Genomic DNA, 21129 nt, shown 5'->3' on the forward strand with positions numbered 1-21129 from the left:
TAATACTGACTTTATTTTTTATAACGTTTAAGCCAACTCAGCTTGAAATATTTTTTTTTACAAATATATTCATTAGGTAAGTAGCGTGAAGCACGTTATATTAAATTTATTGAAGCTTATTTTCTCTAATTTTTTCCATGAATACAATGAAGGTAAAGAAATATGAATGTTGTTTTAGGGCTCGGACTATTTATCGTTGGCGCAATTGTCGGTTTTTTTGCTAACAGAACGCTTTTTTCATCGGCACAAGAAACACAAAAACTTGCGACTAAAGCCAGCCAAAGTGAAGCAGAATTAGCACGATATAAACTTGACGTAGCAGACCATCTTGCAAACTCCGCCAATTTGCTTGAACAAATGAACAGTACCTGCCAAGTTGCTATGACTCAAATGGCCCAAAGCACCCAACTGTTGCAACAAGTAACCCCTGATCATATTGAAAGTATGCCCTTTTTCTCTAAAGAAACCCAAGAGCAATTAGCGGAAACGGTAAATTTACGACACGACAAAAATCTTCGCAAAAATGACGAAACAACATCAGAGCCTCCGTTAGATTATTCCGGCGCACCCAGTGGCTTGTTTAATGATAAGAAATACAGTGTGACAAATACTGAAAAAAATAATTAGGAACTAATCTTTTTATTGCAGGTCTTTAATTGAGTGACCCAACAGGTTTGTTTAACTGATTTATGTAACTAAACAATCCTGTTGCTTATACATACTTTAATTAGGAGTTTTCTGTTACATGAAGAATTTATCAGTTTTAATCAATATTGTCTTACTTTCCTCAACGATTGCCATGGCAAGTTTACCCGCACAAGCCAAATTACCTCAATCGTTCAATGGGCAAAATATGCCTAGCCTTGCACCTATGTTAGAGCAAGTAACACCGGGAGTTGTGCTCATTTCAGTTCGTGGCACCCATGAAGTTGAACAACGTGTGCCAGAAGCTTTCAAATTTTTCTTTGGTACCCCCCGCCAAGGCCAAAGCCAACAAAAAGAACGACAGTTTCGAGGTTTGGGCTCAGGTGTTATTCTTGACGCTGACAAAGGTTACATTGTCACTAACAGCCATGTGATTAACGATGCTGACAAAATCCAAATTACGCTAAAAGATGGACGCCAACTTGACGCTAAAAAAATTGGTGGTGATGAAGCCAGCGATATCGCTTTATTACAGATAGTAGCGGATGACCTGGTTGCAGTAAAAATCGCAGACTCTGACAATATACGTGTTGGGGATTTTGCGGTTGCTATAGGTAGCCCATTTGGCTTAGGACAGACGGTTACCTCTGGTATCGTCAGCGCCTTAGGTCGTAGTGGCCTAAACGTTGAAAACTACGAAGATTTTATTCAAACCGATGCCGCGATTAATAGTGGTAATTCAGGGGGTGCTTTGATCAACTTACGTGGTGAGCTGATTGGTATCAACACCGCCATCTTAGGCCCTAACGGTGGCAATGTTGGTATTGGTTTTGCCATTCCAAGTAACATGGTACAAAACTTGGTTAATCAAATTATTGAGTTTGGTGAAGTACGACGCGGCGTTTTAGGTGTTGCTGGTCGCAGTGTTACCAGTGAAATTGCTAAAGCAATGGAACTTGATATTAGTCAAGGCGGTTTTGTCGAACAAGTAATGCCAGATTCAGCCGCTGATGAAGCCGGTATTCGTGCTGGTGATGTTATTATTAAAATTAACGGTAAAATGATTAAAACCTTTAACGCACTCAGAGGTAAAATTGGTTCAATTGGCGCGGGGCAAACAGTAAAAATTACCGTGATCAGAAAAGACGGTAAAGAAAAAACATATGATGTTACTTTGAAAAAAGCTGACATGGCTAATATTGAAGCCGCGAGTTTACATCCCATGCTTGATGGTGCTGAACTAGAAAATAACAGTAAAGGTAATGGTATCAGTGTTGCTGAAGCTGCTGAAAACAGCCCTGCTGCTGCAGTCGGTTTACGCAAAGGTGATGTTATTAATGGTATTAACCGCCAACCCATTAATAACATTGGTGAGCTACGTAGTTACTTAAGCGATCATAAGGGCGTTTTTGCACTGAATGTTCAGCGTAACAACACGTCATTGTTCTTGATGATCCGCTAATACTTTCACCTTAAGAGCTGTCACTATCTGCTAACGGCACGGTATTAATCGCTAACCTAAGCACTAAACCTAAGCCTGTCGAACGACAGGCTTTTTTTATAGTTTTTATTCTGCCACCATCATCGACTAAACTTTTAACTTGCCATTGATTAAGACGTATTTGACAAACTATGTCTAATTTTAAAGCCTAGCCTTTACTTTGATTGTGTAAATAACATGACCCGCAATATAGCTAGCACTTATGCTAAACAGCTTCGCTCACAAAGGTGTAGGTGCGCTAAGTATTGAAACTAAAAATTTAATGAAACTTGCTTTATCTCTATCTGGGTAAACTAAAAGCTAAGCTCAACTTTCACCAAGGTTTAGTCTTTGGCTCGCAAGTTTGAAGCAGTAGACTATTACAGGTAAAAAGTGCCTGGATAAACAAACAACTTTTATTGTCGACCAAGGTTAAGGCTCAGCTCAATGAGCAACTTTTCAGCAGAGATAAATTATATGCTATTATAGTTTACTATTTTTTTTTACACTTTAAGTAAGGCTTTATATGAAATTAACCTCTTTGCAATCAAAAGCATTAGCTGCACTTATTGCCATACTCTTATTTTCTGCCGTTATTTATTTTTACTCATCAGAAGATACAGCGCTGCCTAAAATGACAGTGCAAGAAAAAAAGGCCAGGTTTAAAAACCTCATTATTCCGGCAGTAGACGATGTTTATGCTGAACTTATGGTTCGATATAATAAGGTTTCAGCGTCACTAGAATCAGGTAGTGATGCCGATAAAATAGCCAAGCTGAAAGTGGAATATAAAGCAAAAAGCAATGCAGAGCTTTTAATGGCACTGAAACCACACCCTAAAAGTATTGCGATTGCACAAGCCGCAATGGAAAGTTCTTGGGCAACATCTCGTTTTTTTAGAGAAGCTTATAATATATTTGGTGTTTGGTCGTTTGATAAAAATGAACCTAGAATTGCTGCCCTTAAAAAACGCGGTGATAAAACTATTTGGGTAAAAGAATATCCATCGATAAAAGCCTCTGTTAGCGACTATTATAGGACCATTGCCCGTGGTGGTGCATTTAAAGAATTTAGAAAATTAAAAATGAAAACTGATGACCCATTTGCTTTAGTTAAAAAATTAGACCGCTATTCTGAAAAAGGTGCAGAATATGGTCATGAATTAACCTCGATTATTAAGTTTAATAAGTTTCATCAACTTGATGCTAATGAATAAACTCAAGCAGTATGCGCTAAAATTAGGCATGAGATTTAACCTCACCTTAGATTTATAGCATTGAAAAATTCCATATAAGCTAGAGATATAGACTAGAAAAATTTTCAAGCGACAACAAGCCTACTGAATCCGCCTGCAACAGCTTTTATTGCAGGCGGATTCATGGTGACATTATGTCTCAGAGCCAAATATTTTCACTATTTAGCTCACAAAATCAGTATGTCCGCTATTTAAATCAGGCTAACCTCTAGCCCATACTCAAAGTCAGCTCAGCGATTATCTAAGACAAAAACTTTATAACAACAAAGGCTTTATGTTAATCTATAAAAAATCAGACCAATAAAAATAATCCTGTTGAAAATTATTAATGCCCTAAAGTTTTTCATTCGTTCAGCTAGCTACGGTGTCATGTTTGCGTTCGTTTTGTTGATACTAGTCCCTGAGCTGCGTGAAAAAAACATGCTTCCTTGGCAATTATTTACTAGCGCCGAGAAAATACAAGCGCCTTTGTCTTATGCAAAAGCGGTACGTCTAGCTGGCCCTGCTGTAGTGAATATTTACTCTGAAGAAATTCAAGTAAACCCAACTTATGGCCGCCAACCGCGAAAAGTAACCCGCTTAGGTAGTGGCGTTATCATGCACAGTCAAGGTTATATTTTAACCAATTACCATGTGGTACAAAGTGCTGATTTAACTGTAGTGGTTTTACAACGAGGCCAAGAGCTTCATGCTGAACTCATTGGTTATGATGTCTTGACTGATCTTGCTGTATTAAAAGTGCAAGCGAACAATTTGCCGGTTATTCCTCAAATGAGCACATTAACACCGCAAGTCGGTGACGTAGTATTAGCCATAGGTAATCCACTAAATTTAGGGCAAACCGTCACTCAAGGCATTGTCAGTGCAACCGGACAAAGTGGTCTAAGCACCAGCTATTTACAATTTTTACAAATGGATGCCGCTATTAATGAGGGCAATTCTGGTGGTGCTCTGATAAATTCTAATGGTGAGTTAGTCGGCATTAATTCAAGGAAATTTACCCAAGCGAATCCTAATCTCAATATTCAGGGCATATTTTTTGCTGTACCTTATCAATTGGCACGTACCATTATGTTAAAAATTATTGAGCATGGTCGCGTGGTGCGTGGCTGGCTTGGTGTTGAGGCAAACGACTCTGTGACTAATCTTAAGGGCTTTATTATTGGTGCAGTAACGCCAGAGAGTCCGGCTATGAAAGCTGGATTACAATCAGGTGATGTGGTTTATCAAATAGACGATATTCGGTTACAAAATGCGAAACAAGGCTTAGACGTTGTTGCTGAGGCTGCGCCAGGTGCAGTATTGAGTTTTATGATCTCTCGCGATAATCAACAATTAACCTTACCCGTGACTATTGTTGAAGTACCAAAGTAAATCCTGCAAGCAATTCACCAAGCAAATAAAAATCCCAGCAAAGTAGCTGGGATTTTTTATCACTCGCAAACGATTAATTAACCTTATTTAACCGTAATACGGGTGATATTTGCGCCTAACGCTTGCAGCTTATCTTCAATTTTTTGATAGCCACGATCAATATGATAAATACGGTCTACTTGCGTTTCAGTGCCCGCAACAAGTCCCGCAATAACTAAGCTCGCAGAGGCACGTAAATCAGTCGCCATAACTTGCGCACCATTTAACTGCTCTACACCGGTACTTATTGCTATATTGCCTTCAAGACTTATATTTGCCCCCATACGCTGTAGTTCAGGCACATGCATAAAGCGATTTTCAAAAATCGTTTCAGTTGTTGTTGCCGTGCCATCAGCTATCGCATTAAGTGCAACAAATTGTGCTTGCATATCGGTTGGAAATGCCGGATGAGGTGCGGTGCGTATATTGACCGCTTTTGGCCTTGAGGTCATTTCCAGCTCTATCCAGTTATCTCCTATGGTGATAACTGCGCCAGCTTCTCTTAACTTAGTCAGTACCGCGTCTAACGCTTTAGGATCTGTGTTTAAACACTTTACTTTACCTTGAGTGACCGCCGCTGCAACTAAAAATGTTCCGGTTTCTATGCGATCTGGCATGACTGAATAACCTGCGCCATGAAGCTTTTCAACGCCGGTAATCGTTAAGGTTTCAGTACCTGCGCCTGAAACTTTAGCACCCATGCTATTTAAACAATGCGCTAGATCGACAATTTCAGGCTCACGCGCTGCATTCTCGATAACAGTGATGCCATCAGCCAAAGCGGCAGCCATCATTAGATTTTCAGTACCGGTAACACTAACGGTGTCCATAAAGATAGTCGCACCTTTAAGTCGACCACTATTGCGCGCAATGATATAACCATTTTCAACCGCTATATCTGCACCCATCAACTTTAAACCATGAATATGCAAGTTAACTGGTCGCGCGCCAATGGCACAACCGCCAGGTAAAGACACTTCAGCATGACCAAAACGGGCAAGTAAAGGCCCTAAAACCAAGATAGAAGCGCGCATAGTTTTCACTAACTCATATGACGCGCGACAATGCTCGATGCTACTAGCATCAATCATCAAGCTACTCTCACTAAGCCACTGACATTTAGCGCCTAATTGTGACAAGAGTTTAATCGTCGTTTCTATATCATTAAGTTTCGGAACATTAGAAAAAGTAACCGGTGTTTCTGAGAGCAATGCCGACATTAGAATAGGTAATGCCGCATTTTTTGCGCCTGAAATAGTCACTTCGCCATGTAGTGGTTGCCCACCAATAATTTTAAATGCGTCCAAGAGTATATTCTTATATGTCGGTGTGAATTAAAGGGGTAGGTTAAACATTTTTTCACGGCGCCAGTCAGACGTTGTGAAGGTTTTAATGGATACCGCGTGAATGACACCTTCGTTAATAATTTGCGCTAAAGGGGCATAAATAGTTTGTTGTTTTTTCACTCGGCTTAAATCACCTAAAAAGTCAGCAATGGCAATTACTTTACATTGTGAACCATCAAATGCTACATGAATCTCGTCTAATTCAACGGCATCGGTAATTAATTTTTCTATCTCTTTTACTTCCACTTTTTGCTCCAAATAGCGTGTAGATTAAGGGGTTTCTATCGGCAATAACGTATCAACTGCACTTAACTTTGCCAGCTTTAATAAGTCTTCAGGTAAATTAATCAAACTGATATGACAAGCTTTGCTGGCCGCTAGTTCAATTAATAATAAAATCCATGCTAAGCCTGCGGTGTCAACTTGACTCACCTTAGCCAAATCAATAATAATTCGTTCATTATTGATTAATTTTCGGTACTTTTTATCAAATGCAGGCGTTATTGTAGCACGGGTTAACGCACCACTAAAAATCGCTTTTTGCTCTGCTTGTTGGACTTCTATCATTTTAATCTACTAATAACCTTATAATACGCTACTTTGTTTGTATGCTTGGCAAAAATTAATCTTTACGATTTAAAAACAATGCTCTTTTCACTTTTTTCTTTTAGCATTTCAGTGACATAAGCTAGGCCTTTTTGACGGATCAAACTACTTAACTCAGCTTGTTTGCTGTCAAGTAAGCTGACACCTTCTGCTACCATATCATAAGCTTTCCAGTCGCCGGTTTTTTTATGCTTGCGCACACGAAAGGAAATATTAATTGGACCGCGACCTGGCTCTATTACACTCGTATCAACAGACACTACGCGATGTTTAGCAAAATCTTCTGCCGGTGCAAATTCGACCTTTTGGTTATTGTACAAGGTAAAAACCTGAGCATAAGAGGTGATAAGATACTCACGAAATGCCGGTACAAACTCAGCTCGGTCAGCCTGATTGGTTTTCTTGAAGTTGCTACCAATAACTTTATAAGCAGCATATTGATAATTTATATACGGCATTAATTCTTCGCGAACAATTTTTTTCAATAAATTAGGCTCTGCACGTATAGCCACTTGTTCATTGGCAAAACGCTTAAAAGTGATCTTGGCAACCGTTTTAATCATTTGATAAGGGTCTTTTTTATCAACATTTCCTGTGGCACTAACCGATATCGACAAACCTAGCAGTGCTAAACAAAAAAAGCATTTTTTCATCGCATTGTTTATCATCATTAATCACCACTTCCTTGGCTGAATAAAAATTGACCGATCAATTCTTCTAATATCAATGCCGGCTTGGTATCTTCAATATAATCACCTGGTTTTAAGATTTCAACTGAGGTATGAATAAAACCCGGTAACAAACCTACATATTGTTCACCTAATAAGCCCGCCGTTAATATTGACACTGAAGTCGCCTCTGAGAAGTTCTTATACTCGGCAAAAATTTCTAAAGTCACCAAAGGCGTATAATCTTCACTGTCTAACGAAATCGCACTGACACGACCGATGACAACACCACCCACTTTTATCGGCGAGCGAACTTTCAAGCCGCCAATGTTGTCAAATTTGGCATACAACTGATACGTGTTGCCACTACCTGTAATACCGCTGTTAGCTACTTTTAGTGCTAGCATTAACAATGCAGCAATACCAATTGCAGCAAATAGTCCAACCAATAATTCTATTTTTTTCGACACCATGTCTTCCACCAAATTCAAATAATATTTAACTAAATAACCACTATAATTTCTTTAAAAACATCAACTTGTAAACATTAACGCGGTTAATACAAAATCTAATCCTAAAATTAATAATGACGACTGCACTACAGTTGAAGTTGTTGCTCGGCTGATACCTTCAGAAGTTGGCTCACAAGCATAACCTTTATAAACCGCGATCCAAGTCACTACAAAAGCAAATACTAAGCTTTTAATAATGCCATTTAAAACGTCTTTTTCGAATGACACTTGCGACTGCATTACTGACCAAAACGTACCGCTGTCAACACCTAACCAATCAACACCAACTAGATGAGCACCTAAAATGCCCACCGCAGAAAATATAGCTGCTAATAGTGGCAAACTGATAAAACCAGCCCAAAAGCGCGGGGCAATAATACGACGCAAAGGATCTACTGCCATCATTTCAAGGCTAGAAAGTTGCTCTGTTGCTTTCATCAAACCTATTTCAGCAGTCAGCGCAGACCCAGCTCGACCAGCAAAAAGTAAGGCGGCAACCACTGGACCTAACTCACGTAATAACGACAAGGCGACCATTGGCCCTAAGCTAGCTTCAGCGCCAAAATCAACCAGAATAGTATAACCCTGTAAAGCCAATACCATGCCGATAAACAAACCCGAAACAACGATGATAACTAAAGATAATACGCCAACGGAGTACAATTGGTTCAACAACAAAGGAAAACCTTTGCGTGGGTTCGGAATATGCAAGAGCGCTGATGCTAACATCAACAAAGCTCTGCCTAAGCCTGAGATTTGTTCGATAATGCTATGACCCAATATTTGCAGCTGATTCACTTCTCAACACCTCGACCAATTAACTCTTCACTATATGACGCCGCAGGATAATGAAATGGCACCGGGCCATCCGCTTCACCTTTAACAAATTGCTGCACTAAAGGTGAGGTGTGCGCGTAGATTTCTTCCGGCGTACCTTGGCCAATAATTTTTTGCTCGGCAATAATATAAATATAATCTGCAATACTCATCGCTTCTGGGACATCATGAGATACCACCACAGAGGTTAATCCCAATGCATCACCTAGTTGATGAATGAGCCGGACAATCACGCCCATAGAAATAGGATCTTGGCCAGCAAAGGGCTCATCGTAAAGAATAAGTTCAGGGTCAAGCGCAATTGAGCGAGCTAATGCTGCTCGACGCGCCATACCACCAGAGAGTTCACCTGGACGTAAATTTCTTGCACCACGCAAACCCACCGCTTCTAATTTCATTAACACCATTTTTTCAATGATGTCTTCTGATAACTGGGTATGCTCGCGTATAGGAAAGGCGATATTGTCGTAAACACTCATGTCGGTAAACAAGGCACCACTTTGAAATAGCATACTCATACGTTTACGTATTTCATATAATGCACTACGAGACAATTTAGGAATGTCGTGGCCATCGAAAAGGATCTGCCCAGACTCTGGTTTAATTTGACCACCAATTAAGCGCAATAACGTAGTTTTACCAATACCACTTGGACCCATTATCGCGGTAACTTTACCTTTAGGAATAGACAAACTAATGCCATCATAAATAACACGCTCGTTACGCTTAAAGGTCATATTTTTGATATCAACTAAAATTTCAGACATATCGCTTGGAATAACATCACTGTCAATTATTGTTTTATGTAGTAGAATTCTACCGCAGCGCAACACCTCAGTCATTACAAATTCACAACTATTTAGTGCTAAAAGAGTAACCAAAAGTATATAAATGTAACGCAAGTGTAAAGTTAGCGTAATGAACAAGCCTTTTTCTTGGCTTAGTTATTTTATTGTGAATCCACGTGCCAATAATATCAGAAAAAGTTTATAATGCTTTTCGCTCACGTTATGTTAGCAAAATGAGTATTAATTGAGTGTCATCGGTTACCATCCGTGGTTTATAATTCCTCTTTGTCTTTCATCAATTAGCACAAACACTATTTATTTATCTTAGCCAAACAGGAGCTTTGAATGTTCATCCAAATTTTGATCTTATTACTTTCACTAATCACTTTAGTGTGGAGTGCAGACAAATTTGTATTTGGTGCCTCAGCATTAGCACGCAATCTGGGTATTTCTCCTATGATAATTGGCTTAACTATTGTTGCTATGGGCTCTTCAGCACCTGAAATCATGATAGCGGTCACGGCTTCTTTACAGGGTAATGTAGATACTGCCGTCGGCAATGCCATTGGCTCAAATATTACCAACATTGCGTTAGTGTTAGGCTTAACGGCACTGTTTCATCCTTTATCGGTTTCCTCAACGACCATTAAACGTGAAATCCCGCTTATTTTGGTTGTTACGGCTATCGCGACATATATGCTAGCCAACAGCAACTTTAGTTTTAATGAAGGCTTAATACTGATTGTCGGCTTTGTACTTTATATTGCTACCTTGCTTGTCGTCACGTTAAGACGTTCAAAACAAAACCCTATTGACGATAAAATGGTCTTAGAAGCAGAACAAGAAGTGCCTGATGGGGTCAGTACCAAACAATCGGTAATCTGGTTAGTGGTTGGTATGATACTACTGCCGCTAAGTGCTAGTTTTCTGGTTGACTCATCAATATTTATAGCCAAAGCTTTTGGCATTAGTGATTTAGTCATCGGCTTAACGGTTATCGCTATTGGCACTAGCCTACCTGAGTTAGCTGCCAGTATTATGAGCATTATTAAAAAAGAAGATGATTTAGCACTCGGTAATATTATTGGTTCGAATATCTTTAATATACTTGCGGTTTTATCGTTAGCTGGCTTAATTGCGCCGGGCGATATCGATAATGCCGCCGCGGTGCGTGACGCGCCATTTATGCTGGCAACAACCTTCTTATTATTTATACTTTGTTTTAGTCGAGGTGGAAAGTTTCGCATCACACGGGCGAAAGGGTTACTATTATTAGCCGTATTTATTGGTTATCAAGTGCTACTTTTTAGTCAAATTAACAGGTAACAAGTGGTTTATAGCAATGAAAAACTTCAAACAATTAGCCCTAAATGTCATTAACATTGAGCAGCAAGCTGTTGCACAATTATCGCAATTTATTGACGACGACTTTGCTCAAGCTTGTGAGTTAATGTTTAATTGTCGGGGCCGCGTCATCGTGATCGGTATGGGAAAATCGGGGCATATTGGTGGTAAAATTGCCGCAACCTTAGCGAGTACCGGCACACCCGCATTTTTTATTCACCCGGGGGAAGCGAGCCATGGCGATCTAGGTATGGTGACTGTAGATGATGTGGTACTGACCATTTCTAATTCGGGTGAAACTGGCGAAGTTTTGGCCATTATTCCGGTTCTAAAGCGTATCGGGACAAAACTCATCGCTATGACGGGTAATCCTGACTCTACGCTGGCTAAACTTGCCGATAGCCATGTTTGTGTAAAAGTAGCACAAGAAGCTTGCCCACTAGGCTTGGCACCCACCTCTAGCACCACAGCAGCCTTAGTTATGGGCGATGCCCTAGCGGTGGCTTTATTGAATGCGCGCGGCTTTACTGCAGATGATTTTGCCTTATCTCACCCCGGTGGCAGCTTAGGTAAAAGGCTATTATTACGCTTGGGCGATATCATGCACAAAGACGAACGCCTGCCAACAGTAAGCCAAGAAGCTAAAATAAAAGACGCCTTAGTTGAAATGTCACTAAAAGGCTTGGGTATGACCGCTGTTGTTGACGCAAACAATAGCTTAATAGGCCTGTTTACTGATGGTGATTTACGCCGTATTTTAGATGAAGAAATTAATATTCACCAAGACAGCATTACCAGCGTAATGACAAAAAAACCTTTAGTGGCTAAGCAAGATATGCTGGCGGCTGAAGCATTAAAGATCATGGAAGACAAAAAAATTAACGGCTTAATTATTGTTAACGATAATAACCAACCCATTGGCGCGATGAACATGCATGACTTATTAAAATCTGGAGTGCTCTAAAGGTGAACAGTTTATACGGAAAAGTAGCGCCAAGTGTTTGGCAAAAAGCGCAAAACATCAAACTCTTTGTTTGTGATATAGACGGCGTTTTTTCAGATGGTCGTATTTACTTAGGTAATAATGGTGAAGAATTGAAAGCCTTTCATACTAAAGATGGTTATGGCGTTAAAGCCTTAGGTGCAAGCGGCGTTGATGTAGCGGTGATCACGGGCAGAACTTCAACTATCGTGCAAACCCGTATGAGTGCATTAAATGTTAAGCACATAGTACAAGGCGAAGAAAATAAGCTACCGGCTTTAAAAGCTATGCTCAGCGCATTAACATTAGCGCCTGAACAAGTGGCTTACATCGGCGACGATATGCCAGATTTTGACTGCCTTAATTATGTTGGTTTTAGTATTGCGGTCAATGACGCGCACCCCACCATTTTAAAATCTTGTGACTACATCACCTATACCCGAGGTGGTTTCGGCGCCGTGCGCGAAACTTGCGATCTTATTATGCAAAGCCAAAATACCCTAGCTGATGCAACGGGCGCTAGCCTATGAATCGCATATACCTTGTCAGTATAAGCTTATTTTTATTGGCCTTAACCACCTATGGCTTACTTGAATGGTATGGCGCGAAGGAAGAAACCAGCAACATTCTCGATACCGCAAATAACCCTGAATTTATTGCTGAAAACCTTAACAGTGATGTGTATAAAAATACTGGGGCATTATCTTATAATGTAGAAGCGAAACGCATGGAACATTATGCTGAATTAGGGGTCACACACTTTGAATATCCACGCTATACATTATACCCAAGGAACAACAAACCTACTTGGAAAATAACCGCCAATGAAGGCACCTTGTATAACAACAATCGCGTAAAATTAGCAAATCGCGTACGTTTAATCGCCACTGATAAAGAAAGTTTGATACAGGAAGTGCATGGTAAAAATTTAGAAATGGACTTAAAAACTAATATTATCAGCTCAGAGCAAACTATCTTAATATTAGGTAAAGGATTTACTATGTATGGCTCAGGATTAATTGTAGACTTAAACACAACACAGATGACATTGACCGAACATGTACAGACTATTTATAAAAAAATTAAAAAGTAACTTATTAAAAAGTAACTTATATTGCCTCACGGCGTTAGCATTATTAGTGCCTGTCGCAAGTGCAGAAAAATTTGACGTAGAACAAGAGATTAAAATATCTTCTTCACGCCAAGCTGCCGATCTCAAAAATAAAATATTCAGTTATATTGATAATGTCATTATTTCTCAGGGCACACTAACCATACATGCTGAGTTAGTACAGGTTATCACCCAAGAAAAAAGTGACAGCAAAATTTATATTGCCAAAGGCTCACCGGCGACCTTTGAACAAACACTTCAAGATGGTAGCCCAATCAATTTGCAAGCCAATGAAATCCGTTATGAGCCGAGTATGAATACCGTCGTTATTTCAGGCAATGCCCTCCTTAGCCAAGAAGGCAGTAAAGTCAGTGGCAGTAAAATCACCTATAATTTTTCCACAGAATATGTCAACGCCGAAAGCCTAGACAATGCTAAAGTTGAAACCGTATTACAGCCGAAAAACAAAATTAAATTGCCTATAAAATCAAAGGATAAGCAAGAGTAAATGTCAACTTCTACATTATCAGCAACCGGCCTTGCCAAGTCCTATAAAGGCAGGAAAGTTGTTAAAAACGTCAGTATGCACGTTTCAGCAGGACAAATTGTTGGCTTATTAGGACCAAATGGCGCAGGTAAAACCACCTCTTTTTATATGATTGTTGGCTTGGTGAAGAACGACAGTGGCTCAATTGTCTTAAATGATGAAGATATAACCTTACTGCCGATGCACGAGCGCGCGAGAAAAGGTATCGGTTATTTGCCACAAGAAGCCTCTATTTTTCGTAAGTTATCGGTTCATGACAACATCATGGCCATTTTACAAACACGTAAATCACTTAGTGACGTTGACCGACAAGAAAAACTTGAACATTTATTAGAAGAGTTCAACATAGGCCATATAAAAGATAACTTAGGCATGAGTTTATCTGGCGGTGAGCGCCGACGAGTTGAAATAGCACGGGCATTAGCCGCAGATCCTAAATTTATACTTCTGGATGAACCCTTTGCCGGTGTTGACCCAATTTCAGTAGGTGATATAAAAAAAATTATCCTACACTTAAAAGATCGTGGCATAGGTATTTTGATCACAGATCACAATGTACGAGAAACACTCGATGTTTGTGAACATGCCTACATCGTTAGTCATGGTGAACTTATCGCTGAGGGTAATTCAAAGCAAATTCTTGCAAATCAACATGTAAGAGATGTATACCTTGGCGAACAATTCACGCTATAGTGAATAAAACCAATTGAACTAATGAATTTGAATAGGGAAAAGAAAACGTAAATGCGTCCTACTCTGCAACTCCGTATCGGACAACAGTTAACGATGACCCCGCAATTGCAGCAGGCGATCAAACTGTTGCAATTATCAACTTTGGATCTTCAACTAGAGATTCAAGAGGCACTTGAAAGTAACCCTTTGCTTGAAGTTGACGAAACGCACGATAACAATTCAGAAAATACCCCTGACCATTTAGAAGCAGGATATTCGGTAACTTTAGGCGAAAAGTCAGCAACATCCTCTGATGGCAGCGAAGACTCCACTCCCTCGATAGACGAAATTAGCTCCTCTGAAGGTTTAGCAAAAACAGACATCCCCGAAGAACTAAACAGTGATAGCACATGGGATGATAACTTCAGTGCCGGTGTCAGTAGTGGCGGTGTTGGCCATGCCTCAGAAGATTATACTTATCAAGGTGAAACGAAAGACTCATTACAAGACCATCTGATTTGGCAGATGGAACTAACGCCCTTTACTGACACTGACAGAACCATTGCCATTGCCATTATTGAAGCCATAGATGAAGCAGGTTATTTAACCGTTTCAGCCGAAGAGATCTTAGAAAGTGTCGGTATTGATGGTGTAGAACTTGATGAGATTGAAGTGGTGTTAAAGCGTATTAACGTATTTGACCCCATTGGTGTAGCCGCTCGTTCAATTCCCGAGTGCTTGCGTATTCAGCTTAATCAATTTGCTAAAGATACCCCTTGGTTAGCGGAAAGCAAAATTGCCGTCAGCGAGTATATTGATTTACTCGGTAATCGCGATTATCGTCAATTGATGCGTAAATTACGCTTGAAAGAAGAGCAATTACGCGAAGTTATTCGCCTAATACAAAGTTTAGATCCCCGTCCAGGTGATAGCGTCATAAAAAGTGAAGAACAATATGTTATCCCAGACGTGTCTGTTGAAAAGAAAAACGGCCGCTGGACAGTAGAGCTCAATCCTGACACTGCACCTAAACTATCGGTTAATCAGCAATACGCGGCTATGTCTCGTTCAATGAAGTCATCTACTGATAATCAATTTATTCGCTCTAACTTGCAAGAAGCAAAATGGTTTATTAAAAGCTTAGAGAGCCGTAACGAAACGCTTTTAAAGGTTTCAAATTGTATTGTGCAACGCCAACAAGGCTTTTTTGAACATGGACCTGAGTCAATGCGCCCTATGGTATTGAACGATATTGCCGAAGCCGTAGATATGCATGAATCAACTATTTCTCGTGTGACCACGCAAAAATATATGCACACGCCTAGAGGAATTTTTGAGCTTAAGTACTTTTTTTCTAGCCACGTTAGTACTGAAAACGGCGGCGAATGTTCATCAACGGCTATTCGAGAATTAATTAAAAAGCTAGTGGCTGCTGAAGTGCCTGCAAAGCCACTCAGCGATAGTAAAATGGCAGATATTTTAGCAGAGCAAGGTATACAAGTGGCAAGGCGTACCATTGCCAAATATCGAGAGTCACTTTCTATACCGCCATCAAATCAACGTAAAAGCCTATTGTAGGCAGTTTTATTCAGCCAATAAAGAGGATTGAAGTATATGCAAATTAATCTTACTGGACACCATGTCGATGTTACCGATTCATTACGTGATTATGTCAATGGCAAGTTTGAAAAACTAGAACGTCATTTTGATCATATCAATAATGTACATGTAGTATTAACGGTAGAAAAACAGAATCAGATTGCTGAATCAACAGTGCACTTAAGTGGCACCGAAGTTCATGCTAAGGCACAGCATAGTGACATGTATGCATCGATTGATGCATTAATTGACAAGCTAGATCGCCAAATATTGAAATATAAAGGTAAAATCAACAAACATTAGCGCCATTTCGCTACAGGTCTTAGAAGTTTATGAAGTTGCAAGACATCTTAACCCCGGACTGCACTATTTGTGCAGCACCGGGTGCCAGTAAAAAACGTATATTAGAATATTTAAGTCGCTTGGCCGCCGATAAACTCGACAGTCATGATACTTTTCAGCTCTTAGAAAGCTTAGTTAAACGCGAAAGAATGGGTTCAACGGGCATAGGTAATGGCATTGCTATACCTCATGGCCGTCTAGAAAATGCTACGCCTACGAAACCTATTGCCGTGGTTATTACCACAGAACAAGCGATTAATTTTGACGCTATTGATCATCGCCCCGTTGATATTTTTATCGCCTTATTCGTTCCTGAAGAAGAATGCCAGAGCCACTTGAGTACGCTGCAAAGTATCGCAAAAATCTTTCGTGACAAGCAATTTTGCAAGCAAGTGCGTAAATGCAAAAGTAATCAAGAACTGTTTCAGTTAATACAACAAGCGAGTTAAACACGGATGAAATTAATTATTGTAAGTGGCCGCTCAGGATCAGGGAAAAGTGTTGCACTGCGTGTTTTAGAGGATTTAGGTTATTATTGTGTTGATAATATCCCTGTCAACTTGTTACCCGCACTGACCCATACGGTTATTAATGATTATGAAAATGTTGCCGTAAGCCTCGATGTTCGTAACCTACCAGCCGATCCTAACGACGTACCCGAAATTATTGAATATCTGCCCAATGCGGTAGAATTGAGCATACTGTATTTAGATGCTGATGATAGTGACCTTATTCGCCGGTTCAGTGAAACGCGACGTTTACATCCGTTGATCAAGCAAAATATTGCGCTAGACCAAGCGATTGCCTTGGAGAAAAAATTACTTGAGCCCATCGCCAGTCGGGCAGACTTATACATCAATACCAGTCAACTGACACCGCACCAACTCGCTGACTTAGTTAGAGAGCGAGTTCTGGGTAAAACGTCTGGTTCAATGGTGGTTGTGTTTGAATCATTTGGTTTTAAACATGGTGTACCACAAGATGCTGATTATGTCTTTGATGCACGCTTTTTACCTAATCCATTTTGGGATAAAGAGCTAAAAGGCTACACAGGTTTAGACAAACCGGTACAAGACTTTCTTGCTAGCCAGCCCATTGTGACTAAATTTGTTTGGCAAATTAACAGTTTTATGATGACCTGGTTACCCCACTTAGAACGTAATAATCGCAGTTATATCACCATTGCCATTGGTTGTACGGGTGGCAAGCATCGCTCGGTCTATATTGCCGAATTACTGGCAAATAATTTGCGTAAAGAGCGTAAAGATGTGCAATCTCGCCACCGTGACTTAACCGTTGAAGGCACATAAACTAAGATGAGCAAGTCCACTAGCTGCACTGTACTTATTATCAATAAACTTGGGCTGCATGCCCGAGCGGCTTCTAAGCTTGCCCAATTAAGCCAAAAATTCACCGCTAAAGTCATTATTGAATTAGACGAAAACCGAGCAGACGCGAATAGTATTATGGGGCTAATGCTGCTGGCAGGCGCCCAAGGTAAAACCGTCAAGGTTATTGCTTCTGGCCAAGATGCTGAACAAGCCCTAGTAGAGATTTGCCAACTCTTTAGTGACAAATTTAATGAAGCCGAATAATAACTGAGTGCTTTATCCTTGCTAAGCACACGCTTAAGTCAATAAAAAAGCTGCTAAAATGGCTAGATTACGGTAAACTCTACGCGGATAATTATTAACGAACCCTAGTGACTAAAATAATATACTAGCCAATTTAGCACTACATTAAAGCTTTTAGAATAAGCGAAATAACTCAAGCATAACCGTTTTCAACTGTGTCTCCTGAGTCGCACTACCGTCCAAATCTATCGATGCTTATGTTTATTTATTGGCTATAACAAAAGCTTAATAGTTATCTCTCATAATAGGATCTGTTTAACTTTTTGGGTTAACATTGAACTCGCTTCAGTAGCTTTAGATAAACCCAAAGATAATAGTATTAGTTTGCAAGGGCTATGGCGTGCTCATACGTCTATGTAGCCAGCGGCATATCATGTGTTTGCTGAGCCTACCTACTAAACAAACTGCACTAAAGTCAGTTCAACAACCCCTGATAATTTTCAGTTTTCGTTTTACAACGGCAAAAGGTGAATATATGCCGGAAGGTTCTAAACAAGAATACAATCATCAGCGCCTTCAGCAGGTTAATGATGCCCTTGATAGTGGTATGTTTGTCCATGTTCGCAAGCTATTGCAAGACATGCCCACTTACGATCTCGCTTTATTATTAGAGTCATCGCCAAGCAAAAGCCGTGTCGCACTTTGGCAGCTTATTGATGCCGATCATCACGGTGATGTGCTCGAAGAGTTAAACGAAGAAGTTCGAAAAGGCATTCTGAAAAATATTCATCCAGAAAAACTAGCTGCCGTTGCAGAAGGAATGGATGTTGACGATTTAGCTGAAGTATTCAGAACACTACCTGACACAGTTTATCAGGAAGTGCTTAACGCGATGGACTGGCAAGATCGCCATCGTGTTGAGGCTGCACTTTCATTTGAGGAAGACACGGCCGGCGGTATCATGAATACCGATACCATCTCTATTCGTCCTGATGTTACGGTAGATGTGGTGCTACGTTATTTACGACTACGTGGTGAATTACCTGAAGCAACCGACTCTTTTTATGTGGTTGACAGAGCTGATCATTTCCTTGGTTCAGTATCTTTATCTGCTATTGTTACTGCCAAAGCAGAAACCATTATCTCAGACCTAATCAATAAAGATATTCAAGCCATTACCGCCGATATGAATGAAAAAGATGTCGCGCAGCTATTTGAGCGCTATGATTGGTTTTCTGCCCCTGTTGTCGATCACGAAGCACGACTACTGGGTCGTATTACCATCGATGATGTTATTGATATTATTCGTGAGGAAGCCGAGCATTCTATGATGAGTATGGCGGGTCTAGATGACGAGGCTGACACCTTTGCTCCGGTCTTAAAAAGTACCCAACGCCGTTCTATTTGGTTAGGCGTGAACTTAATCACCGCTCTTCTGGCTGTCGCAGTGTCGAGCATGTTTGAAGGCATTTTAAATCAACTGGCTATTTTGGCGGTGTTAAACTCTTTAGTGCCTAGCATGGGCGGCGTCGCCGGCAACCAAACTTTAACCTTAGTTATCCGCGCTATGGCCTTAGGCCATGTTGGTGAAAGTAACTCGCGAATTTTACTCTATAAAGAATTGGCCATTGGTTTTTTTAATGGTCTAATTTGGGCGGTGTTAATCGCTTCTGTTGTGGCGATTTGGCAGCAAAACTTAATGCTGGGCGCCATCATTGCCTTTGCCATGTTAATGAATATGACCGCGGCTGGCATTGCCGGTGTTACCGTGCCATTAATGTTGAAAAAAATGAATATAGATCCCGCCTTAGCCGGTAGTGTTATCTTGACAACGGTAACCGATGTCGTGGGTATATTTGCCTTCTTAGGCACAGCGACCTTGCTGCTTGGAAAATAAACCATAGCGATAAGCTTTCAGTTTAAAGCTGTCAGTAAACAACTGAAACTAGTTACTGTTCAGTTGTTTTTTCTGACAGCTGACAGCTTTTAACTTCAAACTTCTATTATTTTTAACTGCCCGCTACTTGCATCTGGTTAACAATAATAGAACCGGTACGAATACTGCCTCGCATATCGGTATCGTTACCAATAGCGACAATACCAGCAAACATATCCTGTAATTTACCCGCAATGGTAATTTCATCCACTGGATAAGCTATTTCACCATTTTCCACCCAAAAGCCTGCTGCACCACGAGAATAGTCACCCGTCACGACATTCACGCCTTGCCCCATCAACTCGGTTACTAACAAACCCGTGCCTAAAGTTTTTAACATCGCATCAAAATCACCGCCTTGGCCTGCGTCTTTCATGCCGAGTTGCCAATTATGAATACCACCGGCATGACCGGTTGATTTCATGCCTAACTTACGCGCTGAATAGCTAGTTAACAGGTAAGTGGCTAAACTGCCATCCGTAATAATTTCACGATCTAGGGTAGCGACACCTTCGGCGTCAAAAGCACTACTTGCCAAGGCCTTTTTCAAATGAGGACGTTCACTAATGTTTAAAAATTCAGGAAAAACTTGTTGGCCAATGGCGTCCATCAAAAAAGAAGATTGTCGATACAAATTACCACCACTAATCGCGGCAATAAAATGGCCAAATAAGCTATTAGCCACATCAGCTCGAAACATCACAGGTACTTTAGCGGTCGCTAACTTACGAGCACCTAAGCGTGATAATGTTTCTTTAGCCGCTTGTTGCCCTATGTTGGCTGCACTTTCCATAGCATCAAATTCACGACTAACGGTATAAGCATAATCGCGCTGCATGTCTTCACCTTCTTTGGCAATCATCACACAACTTAAATTATGGCGCGTACTCGGATAGCCCACTAGCTGCCCCTGACTATTGCCGTAAACTTTAAAACCTTCAAAGCTCTCTAATGTGGCGCCGTCTGAATTAGTAATACGTTTATCATAGCCAAGCGCCGTGTCTTCACAGGTTTTTGCCAAACTAATCGCTTGCTCTGTGGTTAACGCTTTAGGGTGATATAAATCTAAGTCTTCAGGCGTCATCGACAATAAATCTTTATCTGCCATACCTGAGCATTCATCAACAGAGGTATATTTAGCAATATTTACCGCGGCTTCTATGGCTTGTTTTAAAGCTTTTTCAGATAAATCAGCCGTAGAAGCGCTACCTTTACGACCGTCTTTGTAAACGGTTATGCCAAGCCCACCATCACTGGTAAACTCAACATTTTCAACCTCGCCTAAACGGGTACTCACGCTAAGACCTTGTTGGCGACTCATCGCAACTTCAGCACCATCGGCTCCGAGTGATTTAGCCATTGTCATGGCGTCATTAACACGTTTTTTCACATGTTCTATTTGCATTTGAATACTATCTGAATCGCTCATAGGTAAATTATTTCTCACATTTTATCGATACATGCAACAGGAA

The 21129-nt window shown here is 40.4% G+C and carries 24 protein-coding genes; 16 read left to right on the forward strand and 8 right to left on the reverse strand.

Features of this window, described 5'->3' with window-relative positions; translation table 11 throughout:
• The first annotated feature begins 162 nt into the window (after window positions 1-162).
• The 4 genes from H4J59_RS17900 to H4J59_RS17915 all read left to right on the forward strand — a co-directional run bounded on the left by H4J59_RS17900 (window position 163) and on the right by H4J59_RS17915 (window position 4754).
• Entirely contained in the window at window positions 163-627 is a 465-nt protein-coding gene (locus tag H4J59_RS17900; protein ID WP_182241346.1) for a YhcB family protein, read from the forward strand.
• A 118-nt stretch (window positions 628-745) separates the two neighbouring features.
• Window positions 746-2107, forward strand: coding sequence for a Do family serine endopeptidase (locus H4J59_RS17905; RefSeq protein ID WP_220469878.1), 1362 nt, complete (start codon window positions 746-748; stop codon window positions 2105-2107).
• 544 nt (window positions 2108-2651) lie between these two features.
• Window positions 2652-3341 (forward strand): glucosaminidase domain-containing protein, encoded by a 690-nt coding sequence (locus tag H4J59_RS17910; protein WP_182241347.1) that lies wholly within the window; start codon window positions 2652-2654, stop codon window positions 3339-3341.
• A gap of 408 nt (window positions 3342-3749) precedes the next feature.
• Window positions 3750-4754 (forward strand): trypsin-like peptidase domain-containing protein, encoded by a 1005-nt coding sequence (locus H4J59_RS17915; protein WP_182241348.1) that lies wholly within the window; start codon window positions 3750-3752, stop codon window positions 4752-4754.
• 83 nt (window positions 4755-4837) lie between these two features.
• Here H4J59_RS17915 and murA read toward each other — a convergent pair whose 3' ends face one another.
• From murA to mlaF, 7 genes are all read right to left on the reverse strand, one after another.
• Entirely contained in the window at window positions 4838-6100 is a 1263-nt protein-coding gene (gene murA, locus H4J59_RS17920; protein WP_182241349.1) for a UDP-N-acetylglucosamine 1-carboxyvinyltransferase, read from the reverse strand.
• Between the two features lie 27 nt (window positions 6101-6127).
• Entirely contained in the window at window positions 6128-6385 is a 258-nt protein-coding gene (locus H4J59_RS17925) for a BolA family protein (protein ID WP_182241350.1), read from the reverse strand.
• Between the two features lie 24 nt (window positions 6386-6409).
• Window positions 6410-6706 (reverse strand): lipid asymmetry maintenance protein MlaB, encoded by a 297-nt coding sequence (locus tag H4J59_RS17930; RefSeq protein WP_182241351.1) that lies wholly within the window; start codon window positions 6704-6706, stop codon window positions 6410-6412.
• 62 nt (window positions 6707-6768) lie between these two features.
• Complete coding sequence (locus H4J59_RS17935; protein ID WP_259369591.1) at window positions 6769-7416, reverse strand: ABC transporter substrate-binding protein; 648 nt, start codon at window positions 7414-7416, stop codon at window positions 6769-6771.
• Window positions 7416-7886 carry an outer membrane lipid asymmetry maintenance protein MlaD gene (mlaD, locus tag H4J59_RS17940; RefSeq protein ID WP_182241352.1) on the reverse strand — a complete coding sequence of 157 codons (471 nt, stop codon included), beginning with the start codon at window positions 7884-7886 and terminating at the stop codon, window positions 7416-7418. The genes H4J59_RS17935 and mlaD overlap by 1 nt, the downstream gene beginning before the upstream one ends.
• A gap of 60 nt (window positions 7887-7946) precedes the next feature.
• Window positions 7947-8723 (reverse strand): lipid asymmetry maintenance ABC transporter permease subunit MlaE, encoded by a 777-nt coding sequence (gene mlaE / locus H4J59_RS17945; protein ID WP_182241353.1) that lies wholly within the window; start codon window positions 8721-8723, stop codon window positions 7947-7949.
• Window positions 8720-9529, reverse strand: coding sequence for a phospholipid ABC transporter ATP-binding protein MlaF (mlaF, locus tag H4J59_RS17950; protein WP_182241405.1), 810 nt, complete (start codon window positions 9527-9529; stop codon window positions 8720-8722). The genes mlaE and mlaF overlap by 4 nt, the downstream gene beginning before the upstream one ends.
• A gap of 366 nt (window positions 9530-9895) precedes the next feature.
• Here mlaF and H4J59_RS17955 point away from each other — a divergent pair, with 366 nt between their 5' ends.
• From H4J59_RS17955 to mgtE, 12 genes are all read left to right on the forward strand, one after another.
• Window positions 9896-10876, forward strand: a complete 981-nt coding sequence (locus H4J59_RS17955; protein ID WP_182241354.1) for a calcium/sodium antiporter — start codon at window positions 9896-9898, stop codon at window positions 10874-10876.
• 16 nt (window positions 10877-10892) lie between these two features.
• Window positions 10893-11858 (forward strand): KpsF/GutQ family sugar-phosphate isomerase, encoded by a 966-nt coding sequence (locus H4J59_RS17960; RefSeq protein WP_182241355.1) that lies wholly within the window; start codon window positions 10893-10895, stop codon window positions 11856-11858.
• A gap of 2 nt (window positions 11859-11860) precedes the next feature.
• Window positions 11861-12406 (forward strand): 3-deoxy-manno-octulosonate-8-phosphatase KdsC, encoded by a 546-nt coding sequence (kdsC, locus tag H4J59_RS17965; RefSeq protein ID WP_182241356.1) that lies wholly within the window; start codon window positions 11861-11863, stop codon window positions 12404-12406.
• Window positions 12403-12969, forward strand: a complete 567-nt coding sequence (lptC, locus tag H4J59_RS17970) for an LPS export ABC transporter periplasmic protein LptC (protein WP_182241357.1) — start codon at window positions 12403-12405, stop codon at window positions 12967-12969. Before kdsC ends, lptC begins: the two co-directional genes overlap by 4 nt.
• On the forward strand, window positions 12935-13495 hold the full coding sequence (gene lptA / locus H4J59_RS17975; RefSeq protein WP_182241358.1) for a lipopolysaccharide transport periplasmic protein LptA: 561 nt from the start codon (window positions 12935-12937) through the stop codon (window positions 13493-13495). The genes lptC and lptA overlap by 35 nt, the downstream gene beginning before the upstream one ends.
• On the forward strand, window positions 13496-14227 hold the full coding sequence (lptB, locus tag H4J59_RS17980; RefSeq protein ID WP_182183828.1) for an LPS export ABC transporter ATP-binding protein: 732 nt from the start codon (window positions 13496-13498) through the stop codon (window positions 14225-14227).
• A gap of 51 nt (window positions 14228-14278) precedes the next feature.
• A complete protein-coding gene (locus tag H4J59_RS17985) occupies window positions 14279-15784 on the forward strand; it encodes an RNA polymerase factor sigma-54 (protein ID WP_182241359.1) in 1506 nt (501 codons plus the stop codon).
• Between the two features lie 36 nt (window positions 15785-15820).
• Window positions 15821-16108 (forward strand): ribosome hibernation promoting factor, encoded by a 288-nt coding sequence (gene hpf, locus H4J59_RS17990; RefSeq protein ID WP_146879615.1) that lies wholly within the window; start codon window positions 15821-15823, stop codon window positions 16106-16108.
• 29 nt (window positions 16109-16137) lie between these two features.
• On the forward strand, window positions 16138-16596 hold the full coding sequence (ptsN, locus tag H4J59_RS17995; RefSeq protein ID WP_182191487.1) for a PTS IIA-like nitrogen regulatory protein PtsN: 459 nt from the start codon (window positions 16138-16140) through the stop codon (window positions 16594-16596).
• A 6-nt stretch (window positions 16597-16602) separates the two neighbouring features.
• Entirely contained in the window at window positions 16603-17457 is an 855-nt protein-coding gene (gene rapZ / locus H4J59_RS18000; RefSeq protein ID WP_182241360.1) for an RNase adapter RapZ, read from the forward strand.
• Window positions 17458-17463: 6 nt separating this feature from the next.
• Window positions 17464-17742, forward strand: coding sequence for an HPr family phosphocarrier protein (locus H4J59_RS18005; protein ID WP_182241361.1), 279 nt, complete (start codon window positions 17464-17466; stop codon window positions 17740-17742).
• Window positions 17743-18256: 514 nt separating this feature from the next.
• A complete protein-coding gene (mgtE, locus tag H4J59_RS18010) occupies window positions 18257-19618 on the forward strand; it encodes a magnesium transporter (RefSeq protein ID WP_182241362.1) in 1362 nt (453 codons plus the stop codon).
• Window positions 19619-19730: 112 nt separating this feature from the next.
• Here mgtE and pmbA read toward each other — a convergent pair whose 3' ends face one another.
• On the reverse strand, window positions 19731-21086 hold the full coding sequence (pmbA, locus tag H4J59_RS18015; RefSeq protein WP_182241363.1) for a metalloprotease PmbA: 1356 nt from the start codon (window positions 21084-21086) through the stop codon (window positions 19731-19733).
• Between the last annotated feature and the right edge of the window lie 43 nt (window positions 21087-21129).

Source organism: Colwellia sp. MB02u-10, assembly GCF_014077185.1.
In the GTDB taxonomy this organism is placed as follows: domain Bacteria; phylum Pseudomonadota; class Gammaproteobacteria; order Enterobacterales; family Alteromonadaceae; genus Cognaticolwellia.